The sequence below is a fragment of the Burkholderia sp. MSMB617WGS genome, from assembly GCF_001532025.2.
Taxonomy (GTDB): Bacteria; Pseudomonadota; Gammaproteobacteria; order Burkholderiales; family Burkholderiaceae; genus Burkholderia; species Burkholderia savannae.
Window position 1 is genome coordinate 3,835,171 of sequence record NZ_CP013457.1, and the last position, 21,874, is coordinate 3,857,044.

Genomic DNA, 21,874 nt, shown 5'->3' on the forward strand with positions numbered 1-21,874 from the left:
GCTAAGGGCCGGCTCGCGGCAACGCCGGCCGACGCCGCGAGCATGTCGCGCTTCGCGGCTGCAACGCACCCGCAACGCAACGCCCCCCGACGCGCCGCATCGCGCCACGCCCGCAGCCCGACGCACGCTGCACGCACGCCGCGAACGATTCGCCATCGTCGCCTCCGACTGCCGCAGCCCGAGCCGCAGGTCACGCCACTTCGCGCGCCTCGAAGAACGACAGGATCTCGTCGATCAGCGCGATGGGCGCTTCTTCCGGAATGTAATGCCCGCACGCGAGCGCACGGCCGCTCACGTCGCGCGCGACGCGCCGCCATTCGTCGAGCGGATCGAAGCAGCGCGCGACGACGCCGCGCTCGCCCCACAACACGCGCAGCGGGCACGCGAGCTTGCGGCCGCGCTCGATGTCCGCGCGATCATGGTCGAGGTCGATCGTCGCCGACGCGCGATAGTCCTCGCACATCGCATGCACCGCGCCCGGCTGACGCAGCGCTTCGCGATACGCGTGCAGCGCCTGCGGCGCGAACGGCGCGAGGCCCGCCGAGCGATTGCCCATCACCGCCTCGACGTACGCGTCCGGATGGCCGCCGATCAGCGTCTCCGGCAGCGGCTCCGGCTGGATCAGGAAGAACCAGTGGAAGTACGCGGTCGCGAACGCGCGATCGGTGCGCTCGTACATCGCGAGCGTCGGCGCGATGTCGAGGAGCAGCATCCGCTCGACCGCGTCCGGATGATCGAGCGCCATCCGATGCGCGACGCGCGCGCCGCGATCGTGCGCGCACACGTGGAAACGCGGAAAGCCGAAATGACGCATCACGGCCACCTGATCGGCCGCCATCGCACGCTTCGAATACGGCGCGTGCCGCGCGTCGCTCGCCGGCTTGCCCGACGCGCCATAGCCGCGCAGATCGGTGGCGATCACCGTGAAATGCCTGGCGAGCGTCGCGGCGACGCGATGCCAGATCATGTGCGTTTGCGGGTGCCCGTGCAGCAACAGAAGCGGCGGTCCCGCGCCTCCTTTGACGCCGAAGATGTCGACGTCTTGCGCCGTGACGCGAAACGGCGCGAACTCCTCAAACGACATGGTCTTGTTCTCTCGAATTGTTGTGCTCGTTATTGTAGGAGCGCGATCGTCGCGCCACTGCCGGCGCACCCTCGCAAAGCGTAGAAACAGAGCACTCATTCGACAGCGCCGCCGCGGCGCGTTCATCGAAGCGCGTCTATAATGGCACGACCGTTCGTATTAATTCGTTGCGAGCGCGCAGCCGGCACGACACTCACATAACATATCGACCGCGCGACGGGCGCCCGCGAGGGCGCCGCGACGCAACGAACTTCATGCATTCGCCGCGCTCGCGGCGACGATTCAGGAGACACCGCATGGCCCTGCCCGCCGTCCTGCAAAACCTCTCGCTGCCCGTCATCGCGTCGCCGATGTTCATCGTCAGCTATCCGGAACTCGTGCTCGCGCAATGCAAGGCCGGCATCGTCGGCTCGTTTCCCGCGCTCAACGCGCGCCCGGCCGAATTGCTCGACGAATGGCTCACGCAGCTCCAGGCGCAGCTCGCCGAGCACAAGGCCGCGAACCCGGACGCCGTGATCGGGCCGATCGCCGTGAACCAGATCGTCCACCAGTCGAACGCGCGGCTCGAGCACGACATCCGCGTATGCGTCGAGCACAAGGTGCCGATCTTCATCACGAGCCTGCGCGCGCCGGCGCGCGAGATCGTCGACGCCGTGCACAGCTACGGCGGCATCGTGCTGCACGACGTGATCAACCTGCGGCATGCGCAAAAGGCGCTCGAGGCGGGCGTCGACGGCCTGATCCTCGTCGCGGCGGGCGCGGGCGGCCACGCGGGCACGACGTCGCCGTTCGCGCTCGTCGGCGAAGTGCGCAAGGTCTTCGACGGCCCGCTCGTGCTGTCCGGCTCGATCGCGAACGGCGGCTCGATCCTCGCCGCGCAGGCGATGGGCGCCGATCTCGCGTACATGGGCACGCGCTTCATCGCGACGCAGGAAGCGCACGCGGTCGACGCGTACAAGCACGCGATCCTCGACGCGAAATCGGCCGACATCATCTACACGAACCTCTTCACCGGCGTGCACGGCAACTACATCCGCGAGAGCATCGTGAACGCGGGCCTCGATCCGGACGCGCTGCCCGAATCCGACAAGACGAAGATGAATTTCGGCGGCGACAAGGCAAAGGCGTGGAAGGACATCTGGGGCGCGGGGCAAGGCGTCGGGCTGATGGACGACGTTCCGTCCGTGGCCGAACTCGTCGCGCGGCTCAAGCGTGAATACGACGACGCGAAGGCGCGGCTCGGGATTCGCGCGTAACGCGCGCCCCTCGCGGCAAGCGGTGCGCGCTGCCTCGGTCGGTCACTCGATCGGTCCCTCAGTCGGTCAAGACGCGTGCGCGCCGCGCACGCTGCTTTCGATGCGCGATGCGTCTCGCACCGCGTCTACGCCAATCGAATCGATGCGAACCGATTCGGCCCGGTGCCGACGACGCATGCCCGAAAGCGAAAACAAGAAGCGGTAAACAACAAAAACAAAACCCTCGCTTCGCGAGGGTTCGTCTTCAGTCTGAGCGCGGACCAGCCGGTCCGCGTTTTTTTGTCGATGCGCGCCGCGCGATGCGATGCGCGTTATCCGAGCCGCTTCATCCGCGGCATCGCGAGCTGCCGCAGCCGCTCGTCGATCGACGGACACAGCGACTGGCCCGCAAAGCGGTCCGCGAGGAAATCGACGAACGAGCGCACCTTCGCCGACACGTGCCGCCGGCTCGCGTACACGGCGTAGATCGGCAGCTCGCGCGGCGGCACCGCGTCGAGCAGGAGCGGCACGAGACGGCCGGACTCGATGTCCTCGCCCACCACTTCGGTGCCGAGAAGGCCGATGCCCGCGCCGCTCAGCACCGCGACGCGCAACCCTTCGAGATGGTTGACGATCACGTTGCCCGACAGCGGCACGCGCGACGCGGCCGCGACGTCGGTGATCGCCGCGTCGAGCAGCGTCTCGTTCGACTCGCGGCGAATGAAGCTGTGATGCTGAAGATCGGCGATCGTCGCCGGCGTGCCGTGCTTCGCGAGATAGTCGGGCGACGCGACGAGCAGAATGTGCGCGGTCGCGATCTGCCGCGCGACGAGCGACGACGACTTCATGCCGGCGGGCGCGGCGCGCACCGCGACGTCGTAGCCTTCGTCGATCAGCTCGACGACGCGATCGGACAGCGTGATCTCGACCGTCACGTCGGAGTAGCGCTGCGCGTACGACGTCACCGCGTCCATCACGTGCCGCAGCCCGAACGCGGACAGCGACGTCACGCGCAGCCGCCCTTGCGGCACGACGCTCGCGGCGCCCACCGCCTGTCCGGCCTCGTCGAGTTCGGTGAGCGCCTGCACGAGCCGCTCGTAATATTCGCGCCCCGCCTCCGTCGGCGCAACGCGGCGCGTCGTGCGATGCAGAAGACGTGCACCGAGCTGGTGCTCGAGATGCATCACATGCTTGCTCGCCATCGCCGCCGACATTTCCATGCGCTCGGCCGCGCCGACGAAGCTGCCGACTTCGACGACATAGCGAAACACATTCATGCTGACGAGGGTATCCATCCGAAATGCTCGCAATCGAGGGGAATTATGCAATCGCAAGCAACTGTAACAAAGCTGGTGAATTGAAAACGTCAAAAAAGGCAAAACGGCGCCGTTTAATGTGACGCTGCTCACTTTTTCGTACATCGACCGGGCGGCGCGCGCCCAGCTTGCGATTCTTTAGAACTTCGCACGAATTCCCGCGCCGAACGTGTCGCCGCTCGACATGCCCGAGTAACGATCGTTCATGTACGCCGCATATACGTCGGTGCGCTTCGACAGCGGATAGTCGTAGCCGAGCGCCCACGTGCGACGCGTCTGATCGAGCCCGCCCGAATCGCGCGAATACGCGTACGACGCGAGCGCGCTGCCCGGCCCGAGCGGCACCGACACGCCGCCTTGCGCGGTGTTCACGTGCCAACTGGCGGCGCTTTGCTCGTTCTTCGTATACATGTATTGCGCGTAGATCTTCGCGACCTTGAAATCGTACGACAGGCCGACCTGCGCGACGCCCTGGCTCTTCATGCCGGCGACGAGCGCGCCGAGATCGCCCGGGCCGCCGTTGAAATTCACGTATTGATAGATGGCCGTCGCGGCGAACGGACCGTTCGAATAGTTCAGTTGGCCGCTCCACTTCCTCGAGCGGTTGTCGCCCGCCGTGTTGCCGAACGCGTACATCGCGGCCGCGTTGAAGCCGCCGAAGGTCGGGCTCGTGTAGTCGATCGCGTTGTTCCAGCCCGAATCGCCGACGACGCCCTGATCGGTCGTGTACGTCGGGAACGTGCCGAGGCCGAGGAACACGTGGTAGACCATCGGCGAGAACACGTACGAATCGACGAACGGATTGAAGAGGATCGTCGAGATGAAGAGTTCCGTCGTGAGGCGCCCGGCGCGCACCGTGCCGTACGGCGTCGAGAGCCCGACATACGCGTTGCGGCCGAAGAACGTGTCGCCGTCGAAGCGGCCGTAGCGCCCGTTCTGCGCGCGGAAGAAATCCTCGAGCGTGAAGATCGCCTGATAGCCGCCGCCGAGATCCTCGGTGCCGCGCAGCCCCCAGTACGACGTCGACATCCCGCCGCCCTGCACGCCCCACGCGCGCTGCCCGCCGGGGAATTTCTGCGCGCCGATCCATTCGTCGACCTGTCCGTAGAGCTGAACGCTCGACTGCGCGCGAACGCCCGACGCGCCCGCGGCCAACGCCGCGACGGCGGCGCACGCGAAAGTGGTTTTCAGCGCGCGGCTGACGGATGACTTCATGAGATCTCCAGAGGGTCGTCTAACGGAAGCGAGGCGAACGGACGCGCGACGTCCGGAAGGCGCGGCGCCGTTCGCGGGCGTCGCCATCTTCCCGAGCCATTTTTCCGGTCAAAAAAGGAGGGACTTATTGCGGATATAGCGTCAGCGTTAACTTCCCGGCGATTTGTCGGGCGTGACCGGCGGGCTTTCCGGTTTCAAGCTGACGAACGGCTTTCCTGTGCGCGCCGATCGTGCGTCGGCGGCAAGGTCGGGCGGCGATTCGAACCGCGAGAAAATGCCGGCTTGCGCGCGTCGTCCTCGCAACGAGGCGCGAAAGATAGCGTAACCAGCGAAATGCACGGAAGGATTTCGCGCGAGTGTCGCGAATTTGCATCAATCGGCGGCGCATGCGCCGGCCGGCGCTCGCTCAGTTGCGGTAGAACGGCGCGAAGAACGGCAGATGCGGCGCTTCGTCCTGGCGCGGGGCTGGCGCGGGACGGCCGCCGCGCTCTTCGTTGTAGCGCGCGACGTCGGCGCGGATCGAGCCGGCACGCATCGGCACGTTCGCCGTGCCGGGCGCGTGCGGCGCCTGGCGCGCCTCGGCGCTGATCGGCCGGTACGGGCTTTGCGCCGCGTAGCGGCCATAGGAAGGCGTCGGACGCAGCCCCCAGCGCTGACGGTAGCCGTTCACGCCGATCCGCGCCTCGCCGCCGTGCGGCGCCGGCAGGTAGCCGGGCGCGCCGCGCCAGCCGCCCGCGCCGCCCGCCGCGTAGTGCGAGCCGCCGCGACCGCCGCCGAAGCCGGGCCCACCGCCATGCGGCGGCTGCGCGAAGGCGAGCGCCGCCGCGAGCGCGCACATCGCGCCCGCCGCCCATCGCCCGATCTTCCGTAATGCCCGTTCCGTCGTCATGATTGGTCTACCGCTTGCTTTTCTGCTCGCGCGCGCACCCGAATCGCGCGCGCAAGCCTTTCAGCGGTAATTTATTGGCGAGGCGAAAGTGTGTCGAGTGCAAAAGTGTTAGACCAAAGGCATCGGTGTAACACCGTGTTACTGCACGGCTTTCAGGGATTCCGCGTACTTTTTTGGACGTCGCGCGCCGCCTGTTTTCGACCGTTTTGGCCGTAAGGTTGCGATGCACCCGCAGCGCGCATCGGCATGCATTCGAATCATTAATCAATTCTTCGAATGAATTTGCCTATTCAATTGCCGACCGCGAGAATATCAGGCTGACAACCGCCGCGCCGCCCGCGAGCCGCGGCGCTTCCACCGCATTCGATCGAGACCCGAAATGGCGCGCTCCCGCTTCATTCCCGACAATTTCACGCTCGCGCTCGTCGGCACAGTCGTGCTCGCGAGCTTCCTGCCGTGCCGCGGCGAGGCCGCGCACGCGTTCAACTGGGCGACCAATATCGCGGTCGGCCTGCTCTTCTTCCTGCACGGCGCGAAGCTGTCGCGCGAGGCGATCATCGCGGGCGCGACGCACTGGCGGCTGCACGCCGTCGTGCTGCTCTGCACGTTCGCGCTCTTCCCGCTCCTCGGCCTCGCGCTCAAGCCGGTGCTCACGCCGCTCGTCACGCCCGCGCTCTACGCCGGCGTGCTGTTCCTCTGCACGCTGCCGTCCACCGTGCAGTCGTCGATCGCGTTCACGTCGATCGCGAAGGGCAATGTGCCCGCCGCCGTCTGCTCGGCGTCCGCGTCGAGCCTGCTCGGCATCTTCGTCACGCCCGCGCTTGTCGGCGTGATGGTGTCGACGCAGGGCACGGGCGCGACGGCATCGCCGTGGAGCACGATCGGCGCGATCGTGATGCAGCTCCTCGTGCCGTTCATCGCCGGGCAGTTGCTGCGGCCGGTGATCGGCCGCTGGATCGAGCGCAATCGCGGCGTGCTGCGCTTCGTCGATCAGGGCTCGATCCTGCTCGTCGTCTACGTCGCGTTCAGCGAAGCGGTCAACGAAGGCCTCTGGCACCAAATTCCGCCGACCGCGCTCGCGGGGCTCGTCGTCGTCAACGTCGTGCTGCTCGCGGTCGCACTCGCGGTCACGACCATCGTCAGCAAGCGGCTCGGCTTCAATCGCGCGGACCAGATCACGATCATCTTCTGCGGCTCGAAGAAGAGCCTCGCGGCCGGCGTGCCGATGGCGAAAGTGATCTTCGCCGCGCACGCGGTCGGCGCGGTGGTGCTGCCGCTCATGCTGTTCCATCAGATCCAGCTGATGACCTGCGCGGCGCTCGCGCAGCGCTGGGGCGCACGCGACACGAGCCGCGAGCGGCAGGCCGACAACGCGCACGGCGGCGGGGCGCTCGGCGCGCGCGCGGGCGCGACGAAGCACTGACGCGCGACGCGATGCGGCACTGACGCGCCGCGAAACGCTGCGCGCGACGCGACGCGGCGCGACGACTCGCCTCGGCCGCGCCGTGTTCGCCTCGCCTCGCAGAGCGCGCTTGCACGCTCCACGCTTGCGCGGCTTCCCGGCAGCGCGACCTCCCGATTTCCCGGCTTCGCCGACTCGCCGGTTTCGTCCGCTGCGCGTGCTCCGGCCCGCCATCGTGCGCTCCGCGGCGATGCACGGCGCGCCGGGCTCCCCGGTTCGCCGATTGATTCGCGCATCTGATTCGCGCATCGCCGCATTCGCGCGCCGCAACGCCCGCGACGCCACACCGAAACGACCGGCAGGCATCCTTCGCCCAATCACGCAACACGCGCCCCTCGCCGCCGACGCCCCAAATCAGGGCATCGCTTCACGAAAAATTCATTCAACCCGGGGCCCCCGACGCCGTTAAGCCGGCTTCTCGTCACGGCTCGACGCGTCACGAGCGCGACGCGCCGCTTCCGGAACCGCCCCCGATGAACACCACCCGCCTCACCGTCAAAGCCCGTCTGCGCGCCCTCGTCGCGGTCGTCGTCCTCGTGCTCGCCGCCGCCGGCGGCATCGGTCTCGCCGGCGTCGCGCGCGTCGGCGACGCGCTCGCGCACGTCTTCGAGGATCGCGCGAAGACACTGCAGCGAATCTCGTCGATAGACGAGCTCGTCACGCAGACGCGCTACGCGGTCGGCGACGCCGTGCTCGACCCGTCCGCCGCGAAAACCGAAGCGGTCGCCGCGGCGTCGGCGCGCGACGTCGCCGCGATCGATCGCCTGCTCGCCGACTACCGCGCGACGCCGCGCGCCGACGCCGAGCGCGCGCAGGCCGAGCGCCTCGCCGCCGATTGGGCGACGCTGCGCGACAAGGGCATCCGGCCCGCCGTCGATCTGCTGAAGGCGAACAATCTGTCCGAAGCGCAATGGGTCGTCACGCAGACGCTTGACCCCGTCGCGCAACGCGTCAAGGGCGAGGCCGCGCAGTTGCGCCAGTGGCAGCTCCAAGCGGCGCAACACGCGTACGACCGCGCGCGCGGCGTCGCGCGGCTCGTCCAGTGGGCGGTCGCGGGCTGCGTGCTCGCGGGCGTCGTGGCCGTCGCGGTGCTGTGCGCGGCGATGGCGCGCGCGCTCGCGCGGCAATTGGGCGGCGAGCCGGACTACGCGGCGACCGTCGCCAACGAGATCGCATCCGGCAACCTCGCGCTCGACGTGCGCGCCGCCGACGCCGCGCCCGGCAGCGTGCTGCATGCGATGCACGCGATGCGCGCGCGCCTGGCGGCGACGATCGGCACGCTGCAGCGCGCGGCCGACGCGATCGCGCACGCGACGTCCGACATCGCGCACGGCAACCACGACCTGTCGCGCCGCACCGACGAACACGCGGCCGGCCTGCAGCAGACGGCGAGCAGCATGGAGCAGCTCGCCGCGACCGTGCGCACGAACGCCGACCACGCGCGGCAGGCGAGCTCGCTCGCGATCGCCGCGTCGACGCAGGCCGAGCAGGGCGACGCCGCCGCGCGCGACGCGATCGCGCGGATGGAGGCGCTGTCGGTCCGCTCGCAGCAGATCCGCAGCATCTCGTCGACGATCGAGGGCATCGCATTCCAGACCAACCTGCTCGCGCTGAACGCGGCCGTCGAGGCGGCGCGCGCCGGCCAGGCGGGCCGCGGCTTCGCGGTCGTCGCGCAGGAAGTGCGCGGCCTCGCGCATCGCAGCGCGCAGGCGGCGAAGGAAATCTCGACGCTGATCGCCGACGTGACGGGCGAAGTCGAGCTCGGCGCGGACACGGTGAAGGCCGCGGGCGGCACGATCGTCGGCATGCTCGCGTCGGTGCGGCAGGTCGCGACGCTCGTCGACGAAATCTCGCATGCGTCCGACGAGCAGCGCTCCGGCATCGACCAGGTGAACCGCGCGGTCGCGCAGATGGACGAAATGACCCAGCACAACGCGCTGCTCGTGCAGAAGGCGGCGAGCGCCGCGGGCGCGCTCGCCGACGAGGCGTCCGCGCTGCGCGAGGCGGCGGCGATCTTCCGCGTCGCGGCGTGAGCGACGGCATCACGACGACCCACAAACCGATATCTGTTTAGTATTTTTAGTAAACAATTATGCCCCACCAACCTATTTATAAATAAGCACTTATAAGCCGAATCGACATAGTCCCAGGGCATTGCACGACGATTTTTACTATACAATCGCCAACACCCTAAACATCCCGGCTCAAAACGATGGGCACCACCATTCGCGACGTCGCGCAGGCGGCCAACGTGTCGATCGGCACCGTGTCGCGCGCGCTCAAGAATCAGCCTGGCCTGTCCGAGGCGACGCGCGAGCGCGTCGTCGAGATCGCGCGCCGCATGAACTACGATCCGACGCAATTGCGCCCGCGGATCAAGCGGCTCACGTTCCTGCTGCATCGGCAGCACAACAACTTCGCGACGACGCCGTTCTTCTCGCACGTGCTGCACGGCGTCGAGGACGCGTGCCGCGAGCGCGGGATCGTGCCGTCGCTCCTGACGACGGGCCCGACCGACGACGTGATCCGCCAGATGCGCCCGCACGCGCCCGACGCGATCGCGGTCGCGGGCTTCATGGAGCCGGAGACGCTCGAAGCGCTCGCCGCGACGGGCCGCCCGCTCGTGCTCATCGACATCCGCGCGCCCGGGCTGCGCTCGATCAACGTCGACAACGCGGGCGGCGCCGCGCTCGCGATGCATCACCTGTTCGCGTCGGGCCGCCGGCGCATCGCGTTCATCGGCGGCTCGCTCGCGCACTACAGCATCGCGCAGCGCGCGCTCGGCTATCGCCGCGCGTTCTTCGACGCGGGCATGCTGTTCGATCCGTCGCTCGAGCTGTCGATCGACACGAGCCTCGGCCCCGACGCCGGCGCGGCGAACGCGATGCGGCACTTGCTCGACGCGGGCGGCCCGCTGCCCGACGCCGTGTTCGCGTACAACGACGCGGCCGCGCTCGCCGCGATGCGCGTGTGCATCGAGCACGGCGTGCGCGTGCCGGACGACATCGCGTTCGTCGGCTTCGACGACATTCCGGCCGCCGCGCACGCGGCGCCGCCCCTCACGACGCTCGCGATCGACAAGGAGGCGCTCGGCCGGCAGGGCATCGAGCTGCTGCTCGCCGATTCGCCCGCGCAAACCGAACTCAGCCTTCCCGTGCAACTGATCGCGCGGGCCAGCAGCGCGGGCGCCGCACGCACGCCGCGCCCCCTCACCTCGGTACTCGGATCATGACGACCTCAGCCACGCCCGCTTCCCGTCCGACGCCCGACGCGCCGCACGCCACCGCGCCGTACGTCGCGAGCTTCCGCGACCCGCAGTTCCTCATCGCGCACGTCGAGGACACGCTGCGCTTCTACGCGCCGCACGTGTTCGACCCGACGGGCGGCTTCCACCACTTCTTGCGCGACGACGGCAGCGTCTACGATCGCACCACGCGCCACCTCGTCAGCAGCTGCCGCTTCATCTTCAACTACGCGATGGCGTACCGCCACTTCGGCGACGCGCGCGATCTCGACTACGTGCGCCACGGGCTGCGCTTCCTGCGCGACGCGCACTGGGACGCCGAGCACGAAGGCTACGACTGGGAGATCGAATGGCGCGACGGCGAGAAGCGCGCGACGCGCGACGGCACGCGCCACTGCTACGGACTCGCGTTCGTGCTGCTCGCGGCCGCGCACGCGGCGATGGCGGGCGTCGAAGAGGCAAAGCCGCTCATCGCGCACACGTTCGAGCTGATGGAACGCCGCTTCTGGGATCGGGCGGCGGGCCTCTACGCGGACGACGCGACGCCGGGCTGGGCCGTGTCGAGCTACCGCGGCCAGAACGCGAACATGCACGCGACGGAAGCGCTCCTCGCCGCATACGAGGCAACGGGCCACCTGACGTATCTCGACCGCGCGGAGAAGGTCGCGACGAACATCGTGCAGCGGCAGGCCGCGCTGTCGCACGGGCTCGTGTGGGAGCACTTCCACGCGGACTGGTCGGTCGACTGGGAATACAACAAGGAAGACAGCTCGAACATCTTCCGTCCGTGGGGCTTCCAGCCCGGCCATCAGACCGAATGGGCGAAGCTGCTGCTGATTCTCGAGCGCCACCGCCCGCTCGACTGGCTGCTGCCGCGCGCGATCGAGCTGTTCGACGCGGCGTTCGCGCACGCGTGGGACAGCGACCACGGCGGCCTTTGCTACGGCTTCGGGCCGGACTACAAGGTGTGCGACCACGACAAGTACTTCTGGGTGCAGGCGGAGAGCTTCGCGGCGGCCGCGCTCCTCGCGCAGCGCACGGGCAGCGAACGCTTCTGGGACTGGTACGACGAGATCTGGCGCTATAGCTGGGCGCACTTCGTCGATCACCGCTACGGCGCGTGGTACCGGGTTCTCACCTGCGACAACCGCAAGTACAGCGACGAGAAGAGCCCCGCCGGCAAGACCGACTATCACACGATGGGCGCGTGCTACGAAGTGCTGCACGCGCTCGCGGCGAAGCGCGGCGACGGCGGCGGCATGCGCGCGGGCGACGGCGCGGATGATGCGGATGACGGCGCGGGCGGCCACGGCGAAGCCGCGCCCGCGAAGCGCGGCGACGGACGCGATGGACGCGATGGACGCGGCAAGATCAACGGCGACGGCGCGGCACGCCGCCGAAACGGAGGCGCGCGATGAGCGCAGGGTTTCCGCAATTCGTGTCGGCGGGCGACATTCTCACAGACATGGTCCGCACGGGCGGCGCGCACTGGACGTCTCGCCCGGGCGGCGCCGGCTGGAACGTCGCGCGCGCGGTGGCGCGGCTCGGCGCGCCGAGCGCGTGCGCGGGCGCGGTGGGCCGCGACTGCTTCTCCGACGAGCTGTGGCGCGAAAGCGAGGCGGCCGGCCTCGATCTGCGCTTCCTGCAGCGGGTCGAGCGCGCGCCGCTCCTCGCGATCGTCCACGAAACGCAGCCTCCCGCGTATTTCTTCATCGGCGAAAACAGCGCGGATCTCGCGTTCGATCCGAAGCGGCTGCCCGACGGCTGGCGCGAGCACGCGAAGTGGGCGCATTTCGGCTGCATCAGCCTCGTGCGCGAACCGCTCGCGGCGACGCTCGTCGCGCTCGCCGCCGAATTGCGCGAAGCGGGCGTGAAGATCAGCTTCGATCCGAACTACCGCAATCTGATGACGGACGGCTACCGGCCGACGCTCGCGAAGATGGCTGAGCTCGCCGATCTGATCAAGGTGTCCGACGAAGACTTGCGGCACCTGTTCGCGGGCGAAGACGAAGCGAGCGCGATCGCGCGGCTGCACGCGTTCAATCCGCGCGCGGCGCTGCTCGTCACGCGGGGGCCGGACACGGCGACGCTCTACGCGGGCGGCGAGACACTCGACGCGCGGCCGCCGCGCGTCGAGGTCGCGGACACGGTGGGCGCCGGCGACGCGACGATCGGCGGCTTGCTGTTCAGCCTGATGACGGTGCCGGAGCGCGGCTGGCGCGAGCATTTGTCGTTCGCGCTCGCGGCCGGCGCGGCGGCGTGCCGCCACACGGGCGCGCACGCGCCGACGCTCGACGAAGTCGTCGCGCTCGTCGCGTCGTGACGCGGCTGCGGCTGCGGCTGCGGATGCGGATGCGGCAGATCCGAGCATCGCGCGACGGCATTCGCGCACGAACCGTCGATGCGATTCCGTTCGCGACAGGCTTCGCGCGAACGTACCGCGCTGAACGTCCTGCCGCGCAACCGGTGCGCGCGAACGGTACGTGTAATCGGTGCGCTCGGGCGGCGCTGCGGGCGAACGGACCGGTCGCGCGACAAGAGACAGGACACACGCCGGCACGAACCTGAACCGGCCGGGCATTGCCGCGCCGCGCGCGCGACGCGTTCGATCGCGCGATGGCCGGCTTGGCCGGCGCGGCCGCTTTGCAGCCGTATATCGCCTCGGATCGTTCGCTTCCCGCACGCGACGATCGAAACCTCGGCGCGCTCGACTCTCGCGGGCCGCGCTTTTCGGATCGGTTTCAGCAACCCCGTCCGCTCTTCTTGTGCGTCAAACCCGTTGCGCCTGATCGGCCATATCCGAGCGACATTGCGCGACAGATCGCGCCTGACGGGGCGCGGCGCTTCACCGGGCAGCCCGACTCGGCCGCCCCGTTTCGCGCGCGCCCTCACCCAGCCGCGCGTTTTCGCCGCCGCTGAAAGCGAGGCGTCGGGATGCTACGATGGGGGCGTCCTTTCTCGGGAGAGGCATCATGGACGGCGGCAACACCTACACGAAGGGCCTTTACACGGCCAAGGCGCATACCCGCAAGACGGATAACGGACGCTTCCAGGGGTACGTGATCCTGTCCCGGGACGAAGGCGGCACGCCCGACAATACGCTCTACGAGGTCGACGCGACGAGCGCGAACGAGGCGGAAGCGTTCAACGAGGCGAAGGCGCTCGCGCACCGGATTCTCGGCGAGCTCGAGCTGTGACGCGCGCGGGCGGCGCCGCGCGCAACGCGCGGCCGATCGGCCTGATCCGCGCCGGGCGGCGCGAACGCGGCGCCGATCGCGCGCCGCGCGCCGCCCGTCCGCTCGAACCCGCAACGCGCGAAGCAAGGCCCACGCGCGGCTCCGTCGGCGCGCACGCGCCGGCGCCGGCCCGCCGCAACGTCCGCCGTGTCGATCCGGTGCGGCCCGCGCAACGATTCGCGCCGCACGCCGCCGGCGTCACCAGAGCCGCGCGATCACCGACACGATGCCCATGATCACGAGCGTCGACATGAACGGAAACGGATAGGCCCGCGAGCCGAGCCTGAGCGTCACGTCGCCCGGCAAGCGCCCGACGCCGAGCTTCGACAGCCACGGCCACGCGCGCGTGAGCACCATCACGGCGATGAACGTGGTGAGCAGCCAGCGCAGCATCGCATCGCCTCCGGCCGGCTACAGCGTGTGCGAGCGGTCGCCGCGCGCGAACGCGTCGAGCGTGCCGTCGATGTCGCGCGAAAACGCGATCACCTTGAACAGCTCGCCCATCTCCGCCTCGGAAATCAGCTTCTGCACCGCGTTCGCGGCGGGCAGGAAGCGCTGCGCGTCGGTCGGATCGATCTCGGCGAGCACGTCGGTGATGCCCGCGTTCAGCAGGAAGCGCGCCTGCGACGTGTAGCCGAGCAGATCCGCGCCCGCGCCGACGCCCGCCTCGTAGATCGCGCTGAATTCGACGTGCGCGGTGATGTCCTGCAGCCCCGGATATAGGAACGGATCGCCGTGCGCACGGTGCCGGTAGTGGCACATCAGCGTGCCCTGCGCGCGCTGCCGGTGGTAGTACTCGTGGCTCGGAAAGCCGTAGTCGATGAAAAACGCCGCGCCGCGCGCGAGCATCGCGCACACCGTGCGGACGAACGCCGCCGCCGCGTCGTGCGTCTCCGTCACGTAGCCTTCGTCGGCATCGATCTCGACCACGCGCGCCGCGTCGCCTGCGTGCGCGAGCGGCCGGTCGGCGAACGCGAACGCGAGCGCGCCGTCGACCAAAACGCCGCGCTCGCGCCAGCCGTCCGCATGTTTGACGACGAGCCGCACCGGCATCGCGTCGAGCACTTCGTTGCCGACGACGACGCCCTCGAAGCGCTCGGGCAGCGCATCGAGCCAGCGCACGCGCGCGGCGAGACCGGGCGCGTGCGCCTCGATCGTCTCGCGCTGACGCGCGCGCAGCTCGCCCGACAAGTCGACGATCGCGTATTCGTCGAGCTCGGCGCCAAGCGCGGCGAGCGCGTTCAGCAGCCCCGCCGCGAGCTTGCCCGTGCCCGCGCCGAATTCCATCACGCGCCGCGTGCCGCTCGCCTCGAGCGCCTGCGCGACGGGGCGCGCGAGCGTCTGCGCGAAGAGCGGCGACAGCTCGGGCGCGGTCACGAAATCGCTGCCGTCGTCGGCGCGCCAGCCGAATTTCTGCGCGCCGCCGCTGTAGTAGCCCGCGCCCGGCGCGTACAACACACGCTCCATGTAGCGCGCAAACGTGATCCAGCCGCCCGCCGCGGCGATTTCGGCGCGCAGCGAAGCGGCGAGCGACTCGGACTGCGCAAGCGCGTCGGGGCCGGGAACGGGTAAACTAGCGGGTTCGTGAGCTTTCGGATTCATCCCGGCATTGTAAATGACCGCCCCCGCCGACACCTGTGACACATCCGCGGCCCGCACCGCGCGGGTCGTGCTGATTACGGGCGCCGTGCAAGCGGGCGCCGTGCAGACGGCCGCCGCGCCAGCGGACGGCGCGCAAGCGGACGGCGCGCAAGCGGCACAGACGCGCGCGAAGCAGACGGCCGGCGCGGCCGCCCGGGCGAGTGATGCGCGCGCCGGCGCCTCGAAGACGCACGCGGCGCCGACGAGCGCCGCGCGAGCAGGCGATGCGCGAGCGAACGTCGCTTCGGACACCGCACGTTCCGGCGGCGCGCCCGCGGCACCCGCGGCTCCCGGCGCGAACGGCGCGCCGAGCGCGGTCGCCGCGCGCGGCTTGTCGGAAGGAACCGGCAAGGCCGCCCGTGCCGCACCCGCCGCCGCGCGGCCCGCGCTCGACTCCGCGGCCGTCGGCCGCGCACTCGCCGTCGGCTTCGCGCGGCGCGGCTGGGACGTCGCGCTCGCGGCGGCCGCGGGCGGCGAAGCGCACGCGGCCGCCGCGCTCGCCGCCGAAGTCGAGGCGCTCGGCCGACGCGCGGCGGTGCTCGTCGCCGATCTGTCGGTCGAGGACGACGTCGCGCGGCTCGTCGCCGGCTGCGGCGCGGCGCTCGGCCGGCCGTCGTGCGTCGTCGCGCAAGCCGCGCCCGTCGCGGACAACGCGCACGACGTCGGCTACGCGTCGCTCGCGAGCGCGATGGCGCGCGGCGTCGCCGCGCCGCTCGTGCTAGCGCGCACGCTCGCCGACGCGACGCCCGACGCCGCGCGCGAGCACGAACGCGAGCGCGCGGTCGTGATTCATCTGCTGGACGAGGCGCTGTTTGATCCGGCGCCCGAGCGCTTGTCGCACTCGCTCGCGCAAGCCGCGCTGCACCGCGCGACGACCGCGCAGGCGCTCGCGCTCGCGCCGAAGGTGCGGGTCGTCGGCCTCGTGCGCGGGCGCGCGCCGCGCGCGGACGACATCGCCGACGCCGCGTGCTATCTCGCGAGCGCGCCGGGCGTGACGGGCGCGACGTTGACCGTCGACGGCGGCGAGCATCTCGCGCCGCCCGCGGACGAGCGGAATTGACGGGCGCGGCCCCGTGCGCACGCATCGACGCCGGGCCGCGCCCCTTTGCATGCATCACCCTTTGACTGGAACGACCATGTTTGCCGCCCTCCTGCATCCCAGGCTCGCCGATTGCCGCAGGCTCTACCTGCGCGACCACGAGGTGTACATGAACATCGGCGCCTTCGAGCACGAGAAGCGCGGCGAACAGCGCGTCGTCGTCAACGTCGACCTGTTCGTGCCGCTCGCGCTGACCACGCCCGTCGAGGACAAGCTGCGCGAAGTCGTCGACTATGATCTGATGAAGCAAAGCGTCGCGCAGTGCGTCGCGCGCGGCCACATCCATCTGCAGGAAACGCTGTGCGACGCGATCGCGGCGGCCCTGCTCGCGCACGACGCCGTGCGCGCGGTGCGCGTTTCCACCGAAAAGCCGGACGCCTATCCCGATTGCGACGCCGTCGGCGTCGAAGTATTTCGCATCAAGGACGAGGAGCGAGCATGAATGCGCCCCACACCCCGCATCTGAACGAAGCCGACGCGGCCGCCGCCGTCGAAGTGAACGCCGCCGAGACCGACCGCCGCGCGCTCACGCGCCGCGAGCAGAAACAGGCGTACGAGAACAACAAGCTGTTCAAGCGGCTCGTGCGCCAGGTCGGCCAGGCGATCGGCGACTACAACATGATCGAGCACGGCGACAAGGTGATGGTCTGCCTGTCGGGCGGCAAGGACAGCTACGCGCTCCTCGACATCCTGATGCGGCTGCGCGAGCGCGCGCCGATCGATTTCGACATCGTCGCCGTGAATCTCGACCAGAAGCAGCCGGGCTTTCCGGAGCACGTGCTGCCCGAGTACCTGACGAAGACCGGCGTGCCGTTCCACATCGAGAATCAGGACACGTACAGCATCGTCAAGCGGCTCGTGCCCGAGGGCAAGACCACCTGCTCGCTGTGCTCACGGCTGCGCCGGGGGATCTTGTACCGCGTCGCGGGCAAGCTCGGCGCGACGAAGATCGCGCTCGGCCACCATCGCGACGACATCGTGCAGACGCTGCTCCTGAACATGTTCTACGGCGGCAAGCTGAAGGGCATGCCGCCGAAGCTGCAGTCGGACGACGGCAAGAACGTCGTGATCCGCCCGCTCGCGTACGCGAAGGAAATCGATCTCGAGAAATACGCGGAGCTGCGCGAATTCCCGATCATCCCGTGCAACCTGTGCGGCAGCCAGCCGAACCTGAAGCGCGCCGAGATGAAGGCGCTGATCCGCGAGTGGGACAAGCGCTTCCCGGGCCGCGTCGACAACATGTTCAACGCGCTGGCGAACGTCGTGCCGTCGCACCTGATGGACACGCAGCTCTTCCCGTTCGCCGGACTGCGCGCGACGGGCCAGGCCGATCCGAACGGCGACATCGCGTTCGACGAAGATCCGTGCGGCACCGACGCGGGTGCGCCGGGCGGCGCGAAGCCCGTGTCGATCGTGCAGTTCGACGATCTGTAAATGGCGGCGCCGCTCGTCGCTCGGCGAGCGGCGCCCGCGCATGCGGCCCCCGCCCCGCCCGGCCGCGCAGCCGCGCCGGAAGGGGCCCGCATGCTAGAATGACCAGCTTCGAACTCTCCCTACGAAACTGGCGCCATGAATATCGTGATTTTGGCGGCAGGCACCGGCAAGCGCATGCGTTCCGCGCTGCCGAAAGTGCTTCATCCTCTGGCCGGCAGGCCCCTTCTCTCCCACGTGATCGACACCGCCCGCGCGCTTGCGCCGTCGCGGCTCGTCGTCGTCGTCGGCCACGGCGCCGAAGCGGTGCAGGCGGCCGTCGCCGCGCCCGACGTGCAGTTCGCGGTGCAGGAGCAGCAGCTCGGCACCGGGCACGCGGTGCGCCAGGCGCTGCCGCTGCTCGACCCGTCGCAGCCGACGCTCGTGCTGTACGGCGACGTGCCGCTCACGCGCACGGCGACGCTCAAGCGCCTCGTCGACGCCGCCACCGATGCGCGCTACGGCGTGCTGACCGTCACGCTCGACGATCCAACGGGCTACGGGCGCATCGTGCGCGACCAGGCGGGGTGCGTGACGCGCATCGTCGAGCAGAAGGACGCATCGCCCGACGAGCTGAAGATCGCCGAGATCAACACGGGCATCGTCGTCACGCCGACCGCGCAGCTGTCGATGTGGCTCGGCGCGCTCGGCAACGACAACGCGCAGGGCGAGTATTACCTGACCGACGTCGTCGAGCAGGCGATCGAGGCGGGCTTCGAGATCGTCACGACGCAACCGGACGACGAATGGGAGACGCTCGGCGTGAACAGCAAGGCGCAGCTCGCCGAGCTCGAGCGCATCCACCAGCGCAATCTCGCCGACGCGCTGCTCGCGAGCGGCGTGACGCTCGCCGATCCGGCGCGCATCGACGTGCGCGGCAAGCTCGCGTGCGGCCGCGACGTGTCGATCGACGTGAACTGCGTGTTCGAGGGCGACGTGACGCTCGCCGACGGCGTGACGATCGGCGCGAACTGCGTGATCCGCAACGCGACGATCGCCGCGGGCGCGCGCATCGACGCGTTCTCGCATCTCGACGGCGCGACGCTCGGCGCGCACACCGTCGTCGGCCCGTACGCGCGGCTGCGCCCGGGCGCGGTGCTCGCCGACGAGGCGCACGTCGGCAACTTCGTCGAGGTGAAGAACGCAACGCTCGGCCACGGCTCGAAAGCGAACCACCTGACCTATCTCGGCGACGCGGACATCGGCGCGCGCGTGAACATCGGCGCGGGCACGATCACCTGCAACTACGACGGCGCGAACAAGTTCCGCACGATCATCGAGGACGACGTGTTCGTCGGCTCGGACACGCAGCTCGTCGCGCCGGTGCGCGTCGGCCGAGGCGTGACGATCGCGGCGGGCACGACCGTATGGAAGGACGTCGCCGAAGGCATGCTCGTGCGGAACGACAAGACGCAGACCGCGAAGAGCGGCTACGTGCGTCCCGTCAAGAAGAAGAGCTGAACGGTTTCCCGGGCGCGCGACGACGCGCCCGCATCATTGTCGAGTTTCGAGGATAGATTCTCATGTGCGGAATTGTCGGCGCAGTTGCGCAACGTAACATCGTTCCGGTGCTGATCGAAGGGCTGCGCCGTCTCGAGTATCGCGGCTACGATTCGTGCGGCGTCGCGGTGCTCGACGCTCACGCCTCCACGCCGGGCGCACCGAAGCGCGCGCGCAGCGTCACGCGCGTCGCCGATCTCGACGCGCAGGTGCGCGAATCGCATCTCGAAGGCGCGACGGGCATCGCGCACACGCGCTGGGCGACGCACGGCGCGCCCGTCACGCACAACGCACACCCGATCTTCTCGTCGAACGCGCTCGCGCTCGTGCACAACGGCATCATCGAAAACTTCGAGCCGCTGCGCGAGGCGTTGCGCGGCCAAGGCTATGAATTCGTGTCGCAGACCGACACCGAGGTCGTCGCGCACCTGATCCACAGCCTCTATCGCGGCAACCTGTTCGCGGCCGTCCAGGAAGCCGTCAAGCAGCTGCACGGCGCGTACGCGATCGCGGTGATCCACATGGACGAACCGAACACCGTCGTCGGTGCGCGCCAGGGCTCGCCCCTCGTCGTCGGCTTCGGCGAGCGCGAGAACTTCCTCGCATCCGACGCGCTCGCGCTCGCCGGCAGCACCGATCGCTTCACGTTCCTCGAGGAAGGCGACGTTTGCGAGCTCACGCTCGACGGCGTGCGGATCGTCGATCGCGACGGCGCGCGCGCCGAGCGCGAAGTGCGCGTCGTCAATGCGTACGGCGGCGCGGTCGAGCTCGGCCCGTACCGGCACTTCATGCAGAAGGAGATCTTCGAGCAGCCGCGCGCGATCGGCGACACGCTTCCTCAAGCGGAAGCGTTCGATCCGTCTCTATTCGGCGAGAACGCGGCCGGCGTGTTCGCCGGCATCGACAGCCTGCTGATCCTCGCGTGCGGCACGAGCTACTACTCGGGGCTCACCGCGAAGTACTGGCTCGAATCGATCGCGAAAATCCCGACGCAAGTCGAGATCGCGAGCGAATACCGCTATCGCGAATCGGTGCCGAACCCGCGCTCGCTCGTCGTGGTGATCTCGCAATCGGGCGAGACGGCCGACACGCTCGCCGCGCTCAAGCACGCGCAGGCGCTCGGCCACGCGCACACGCTCGCGATCTGCAACGTCGCGACGAGCGCGATGGTGCGCCAAACCGAGCTGCAATTTCTCACGCACGCGGGCACCGAGATCGGCGTCGCGTCGACGAAGGCGTTCACGACGCAGCTCGTCGCGCTGTTCGTGCTCGCGGCGACGCTCGGCAAGCTGCGCGGCCACGTCGACGCATCGCGCGAAGCCGACTACCTGAAGCAGCTGCGCCACCTGCCTGCCGCGCTCAACGGCGTGCTCGCGCTCGAGCCGCAAATCATTGCGTGGTCCGAAGAATTCGCGCGCAAGGAGAACGCGCTGTTCCTCGGCCGCGGGCTGCACTACCCGATCTCGCTCGAAGGCGCATTGAAGCTGAAGGAGATCTCGTACATCCACGCGGAAGCATACCCGGCGGGCGAGCTCAAGCACGGGCCGCTCGCGCTCGTGACGGAGGCGATGCCGGTCGTGACGGTCGCGCCGAACGACACGCTGCTCGAGAAGCTGAAGTCGAACATGCAGGAAGTGCGCGCGCGCGGCGGCGAGCTGTACGTGTTCGCCGACGCCGATACGCACATCGTCAACGGCGAAGGGCTGCACGTGATCCGGATGCCCGAGCATTACGGGCCGCTGTCGCCGATCCTGCATGTCGTGCCGCTGCAGTTGCTCGCGTATCACACCGCCTGCGCGCGCGGCACCGACGTCGACAAGCCGCGCAATCTCGCGAAGTCGGTGACGGTGGAGTAAGCGCGCACGGCCGAACGAGCGATTCGCCGCGCCACGCCGCGGATCGCTCGCGTCCCGCACCGAAACCTTCCCGCCTCAATCCCTCACGAACGTATCGGCGCCCGCGTTGATCGACGCCCACTCCTCGCCCGCCTCCACCTGCTGCGTCATCTGCCACAGCGTGTTGATCCTGTCGTTCGACGTGCCGGGCTCGCATTGCCCGACCCACGCGGTGATCGCCTGAAACTGATCCCAGTGGACGACGAACGCGATCAGATTGCCGTCGACATAGCCGATCAGATCGCCGCTCGTCGAGCCGCCCTTTTCGCTGACCGCGCTCTCGTACGTGCCCGACACGCTGTCGCCCGACTGCTCGATCCGCATCGTCGAGCCGAGCTCGTTCTTCCAGGTGCCGGAGAAATCGATCGGCGTGCCGGTGCCGACCTTGACGCGCCTGAGCGCATGTTCCAATCGCTGCATCTTTCGCCTCCTCAATTGACGAATCGACGGCGGCCGGCCCGGACGGGGCGCGGGTCGCGCGTAGGCGCCATTCCGTCGGCGCTGCAACACGGATATCTAGAACAATAGTTCATCGCTCGTGACAGCGAGCGCCCTTTCTCCGGAAATTTCGCTGCGTTTCGAGCGGCG

19 protein-coding genes are annotated in these 21,874 nt (G+C 69.3%); 12 read left to right on the forward strand and 7 right to left on the reverse strand.

Annotated elements, in window-relative coordinates:
- Window positions 1–190 precede the first annotated feature (190 nt).
- Complete coding sequence (locus WT60_RS18785; RefSeq protein ID WP_038748297.1) at window positions 191–1,084, reverse strand: alpha/beta hydrolase; 894 nt, start codon at window positions 1,082–1,084, stop codon at window positions 191–193.
- Between the two features lie 296 nt (window positions 1,085–1,380).
- Here WT60_RS18785 and WT60_RS18790 point away from each other — a divergent pair, with 296 nt between their 5' ends.
- Window positions 1,381–2,340, forward strand: a complete 960-nt coding sequence (locus tag WT60_RS18790) for a nitronate monooxygenase family protein (protein ID WP_038748300.1) — start codon at window positions 1,381–1,383, stop codon at window positions 2,338–2,340.
- A gap of 311 nt (window positions 2,341–2,651) precedes the next feature.
- On the opposite strand, the gene WT60_RS18795 is transcribed toward WT60_RS18790, so the two are convergent.
- The 3 genes from WT60_RS18795 to WT60_RS34545 all read right to left on the reverse strand — a co-directional run bounded on the left by WT60_RS18795 (window position 2,652) and on the right by WT60_RS34545 (window position 5,739).
- Window positions 2,652–3,614 (reverse strand): LysR family transcriptional regulator, encoded by a 963-nt coding sequence (locus WT60_RS18795; protein ID WP_038748302.1) that lies wholly within the window; start codon window positions 3,612–3,614, stop codon window positions 2,652–2,654.
- A 159-nt stretch (window positions 3,615–3,773) separates the two neighbouring features.
- Complete coding sequence (locus WT60_RS18800; RefSeq protein WP_060355828.1) at window positions 3,774–4,850, reverse strand: porin; 1,077 nt, start codon at window positions 4,848–4,850, stop codon at window positions 3,774–3,776.
- Between the two features lie 406 nt (window positions 4,851–5,256).
- A complete protein-coding gene (locus WT60_RS34545; RefSeq protein ID WP_059646908.1) occupies window positions 5,257–5,739 on the reverse strand; it encodes a hypothetical protein in 483 nt (160 codons plus the stop codon).
- Window positions 5,740–6,118: 379 nt separating this feature from the next.
- Here WT60_RS34545 and WT60_RS18810 point away from each other — a divergent pair, with 379 nt between their 5' ends.
- From WT60_RS18810 to WT60_RS18835, 6 genes are all read left to right on the forward strand, one after another.
- Window positions 6,119–7,162: a bile acid:sodium symporter family protein gene (locus tag WT60_RS18810; protein ID WP_038748307.1), complete on the forward strand. Its 1,044-nt coding sequence runs from the start codon at window positions 6,119–6,121 to the stop codon at window positions 7,160–7,162.
- A gap of 512 nt (window positions 7,163–7,674) precedes the next feature.
- On the forward strand, window positions 7,675–9,234 hold the full coding sequence (locus WT60_RS18815) for a methyl-accepting chemotaxis protein (RefSeq protein ID WP_038748309.1): 1,560 nt from the start codon (window positions 7,675–7,677) through the stop codon (window positions 9,232–9,234).
- Window positions 9,235–9,413: 179 nt separating this feature from the next.
- The gene (locus WT60_RS18820) at window positions 9,414–10,433 is read left to right on the forward strand and encodes a LacI family DNA-binding transcriptional regulator (RefSeq protein WP_038748310.1); all 1,020 of its coding nucleotides are present in this window, start codon (window positions 9,414–9,416) and stop codon (window positions 10,431–10,433) included.
- Window positions 10,430–11,863 (forward strand): AGE family epimerase/isomerase, encoded by a 1,434-nt coding sequence (locus tag WT60_RS18825; RefSeq protein ID WP_060355827.1) that lies wholly within the window; start codon window positions 10,430–10,432, stop codon window positions 11,861–11,863. Before WT60_RS18820 ends, WT60_RS18825 begins: the two co-directional genes overlap by 4 nt.
- The gene (locus WT60_RS18830) at window positions 11,860–12,768 is read left to right on the forward strand and encodes a carbohydrate kinase (RefSeq protein ID WP_059646913.1); all 909 of its coding nucleotides are present in this window, start codon (window positions 11,860–11,862) and stop codon (window positions 12,766–12,768) included. Before WT60_RS18825 ends, WT60_RS18830 begins: the two co-directional genes overlap by 4 nt.
- A gap of 649 nt (window positions 12,769–13,417) precedes the next feature.
- Complete coding sequence (locus WT60_RS18835; protein WP_038748316.1) at window positions 13,418–13,642, forward strand: hypothetical protein; 225 nt, start codon at window positions 13,418–13,420, stop codon at window positions 13,640–13,642.
- A 237-nt stretch (window positions 13,643–13,879) separates the two neighbouring features.
- On the opposite strand, the gene WT60_RS18845 is transcribed toward WT60_RS18835, so the two are convergent.
- Window positions 13,880–14,074 carry a DUF2905 domain-containing protein gene (locus WT60_RS18845; RefSeq protein ID WP_038748319.1) on the reverse strand — a complete coding sequence of 65 codons (195 nt, stop codon included), beginning with the start codon at window positions 14,072–14,074 and terminating at the stop codon, window positions 13,880–13,882.
- A gap of 18 nt (window positions 14,075–14,092) precedes the next feature.
- Complete coding sequence (locus WT60_RS18850) at window positions 14,093–15,283, reverse strand: SAM-dependent methyltransferase (protein WP_060355826.1); 1,191 nt, start codon at window positions 15,281–15,283, stop codon at window positions 14,093–14,095.
- 13 nt (window positions 15,284–15,296) lie between these two features.
- Here WT60_RS18850 and WT60_RS18855 point away from each other — a divergent pair, with 13 nt between their 5' ends.
- From WT60_RS18855 to glmS, 5 genes are all read left to right on the forward strand, one after another.
- Window positions 15,297–16,382 carry an SDR family NAD(P)-dependent oxidoreductase gene (locus WT60_RS18855; protein ID WP_060355825.1) on the forward strand — a complete coding sequence of 362 codons (1,086 nt, stop codon included), beginning with the start codon at window positions 15,297–15,299 and terminating at the stop codon, window positions 16,380–16,382.
- A 76-nt stretch (window positions 16,383–16,458) separates the two neighbouring features.
- A complete protein-coding gene (locus tag WT60_RS18860) occupies window positions 16,459–16,863 on the forward strand; it encodes a dihydroneopterin aldolase (protein WP_038748324.1) in 405 nt (134 codons plus the stop codon).
- Complete coding sequence (gene ttcA, locus WT60_RS18865) at window positions 16,860–17,855, forward strand: tRNA 2-thiocytidine(32) synthetase TtcA (protein ID WP_060355824.1); 996 nt, start codon at window positions 16,860–16,862, stop codon at window positions 17,853–17,855. Before WT60_RS18860 ends, ttcA begins: the two co-directional genes overlap by 4 nt.
- Window positions 17,856–17,990: 135 nt before the next feature.
- On the forward strand, window positions 17,991–19,352 hold the full coding sequence (gene glmU / locus WT60_RS18870; protein ID WP_038748328.1) for a bifunctional UDP-N-acetylglucosamine diphosphorylase/glucosamine-1-phosphate N-acetyltransferase GlmU: 1,362 nt from the start codon (window positions 17,991–17,993) through the stop codon (window positions 19,350–19,352).
- Window positions 19,353–19,414: 62 nt separating this feature from the next.
- Window positions 19,415–21,247, forward strand: coding sequence for a glutamine--fructose-6-phosphate transaminase (isomerizing) (glmS, locus tag WT60_RS18875; RefSeq protein WP_038748330.1), 1,833 nt, complete (start codon window positions 19,415–19,417; stop codon window positions 21,245–21,247).
- 75 nt (window positions 21,248–21,322) lie between these two features.
- Here the strand turns inward: glmS and WT60_RS18880 are convergent, their stop codons facing one another.
- Window positions 21,323–21,706, reverse strand: a complete 384-nt coding sequence (locus tag WT60_RS18880; RefSeq protein WP_038748331.1) for an avidin/streptavidin family protein — start codon at window positions 21,704–21,706, stop codon at window positions 21,323–21,325.
- Between the last annotated feature and the right edge of the window lie 168 nt (window positions 21,707–21,874).

Coding starts and splice junctions, on each gene's coding strand:
- WT60_RS18810 (WP_038748307.1), top strand. CDS start 6,119: ATGGCGCGCTCCCGCTTCATTCCCGACAATTTCACGCTCGCGCTCGTC.
- WT60_RS34545 (WP_059646908.1), bottom strand. CDS start 5,739: ATGACGACGGAACGGGCATTACGGAAGATCGGGCGATGGGCGGCGGGC.
- WT60_RS18850 (WP_060355826.1), bottom strand. CDS start 15,283: ATGAATCCGAAAGCTCACGAACCCGCTAGTTTACCCGTTCCCGGCCCC.
- WT60_RS18820 (WP_038748310.1), top strand. CDS start 9,414: ATGGGCACCACCATTCGCGACGTCGCGCAGGCGGCCAACGTGTCGATC.
- glmS (WP_038748330.1), top strand. CDS start 19,415: ATGTGCGGAATTGTCGGCGCAGTTGCGCAACGTAACATCGTTCCGGTG.
- WT60_RS18825 (WP_060355827.1), top strand. CDS start 10,430: ATGACGACCTCAGCCACGCCCGCTTCCCGTCCGACGCCCGACGCGCCG.
- WT60_RS18835 (WP_038748316.1), top strand. CDS start 13,418: ATGGACGGCGGCAACACCTACACGAAGGGCCTTTACACGGCCAAGGCG.
- WT60_RS18830 (WP_059646913.1), top strand. CDS start 11,860: ATGAGCGCAGGGTTTCCGCAATTCGTGTCGGCGGGCGACATTCTCACA.
- WT60_RS18855 (WP_060355825.1), top strand. CDS start 15,297: ATGACCGCCCCCGCCGACACCTGTGACACATCCGCGGCCCGCACCGCG.
- ttcA (WP_060355824.1), top strand. CDS start 16,860: ATGAATGCGCCCCACACCCCGCATCTGAACGAAGCCGACGCGGCCGCC.
- WT60_RS18815 (WP_038748309.1), top strand. CDS start 7,675: ATGAACACCACCCGCCTCACCGTCAAAGCCCGTCTGCGCGCCCTCGTC.
- WT60_RS18845 (WP_038748319.1), bottom strand. CDS start 14,074: ATGCTGCGCTGGCTGCTCACCACGTTCATCGCCGTGATGGTGCTCACG.
- WT60_RS18790 (WP_038748300.1), top strand. CDS start 1,381: ATGGCCCTGCCCGCCGTCCTGCAAAACCTCTCGCTGCCCGTCATCGCG.
- WT60_RS18795 (WP_038748302.1), bottom strand. CDS start 3,614: ATGGATACCCTCGTCAGCATGAATGTGTTTCGCTATGTCGTCGAAGTC.
- WT60_RS18800 (WP_060355828.1), bottom strand. CDS start 4,850: ATGAAGTCATCCGTCAGCCGCGCGCTGAAAACCACTTTCGCGTGCGCC.
- WT60_RS18880 (WP_038748331.1), bottom strand. CDS start 21,706: ATGCAGCGATTGGAACATGCGCTCAGGCGCGTCAAGGTCGGCACCGGC.
- glmU (WP_038748328.1), top strand. CDS start 17,991: ATGAATATCGTGATTTTGGCGGCAGGCACCGGCAAGCGCATGCGTTCC.
- WT60_RS18785 (WP_038748297.1), bottom strand. CDS start 1,084: ATGTCGTTTGAGGAGTTCGCGCCGTTTCGCGTCACGGCGCAAGACGTC.
- WT60_RS18860 (WP_038748324.1), top strand. CDS start 16,459: ATGTTTGCCGCCCTCCTGCATCCCAGGCTCGCCGATTGCCGCAGGCTC.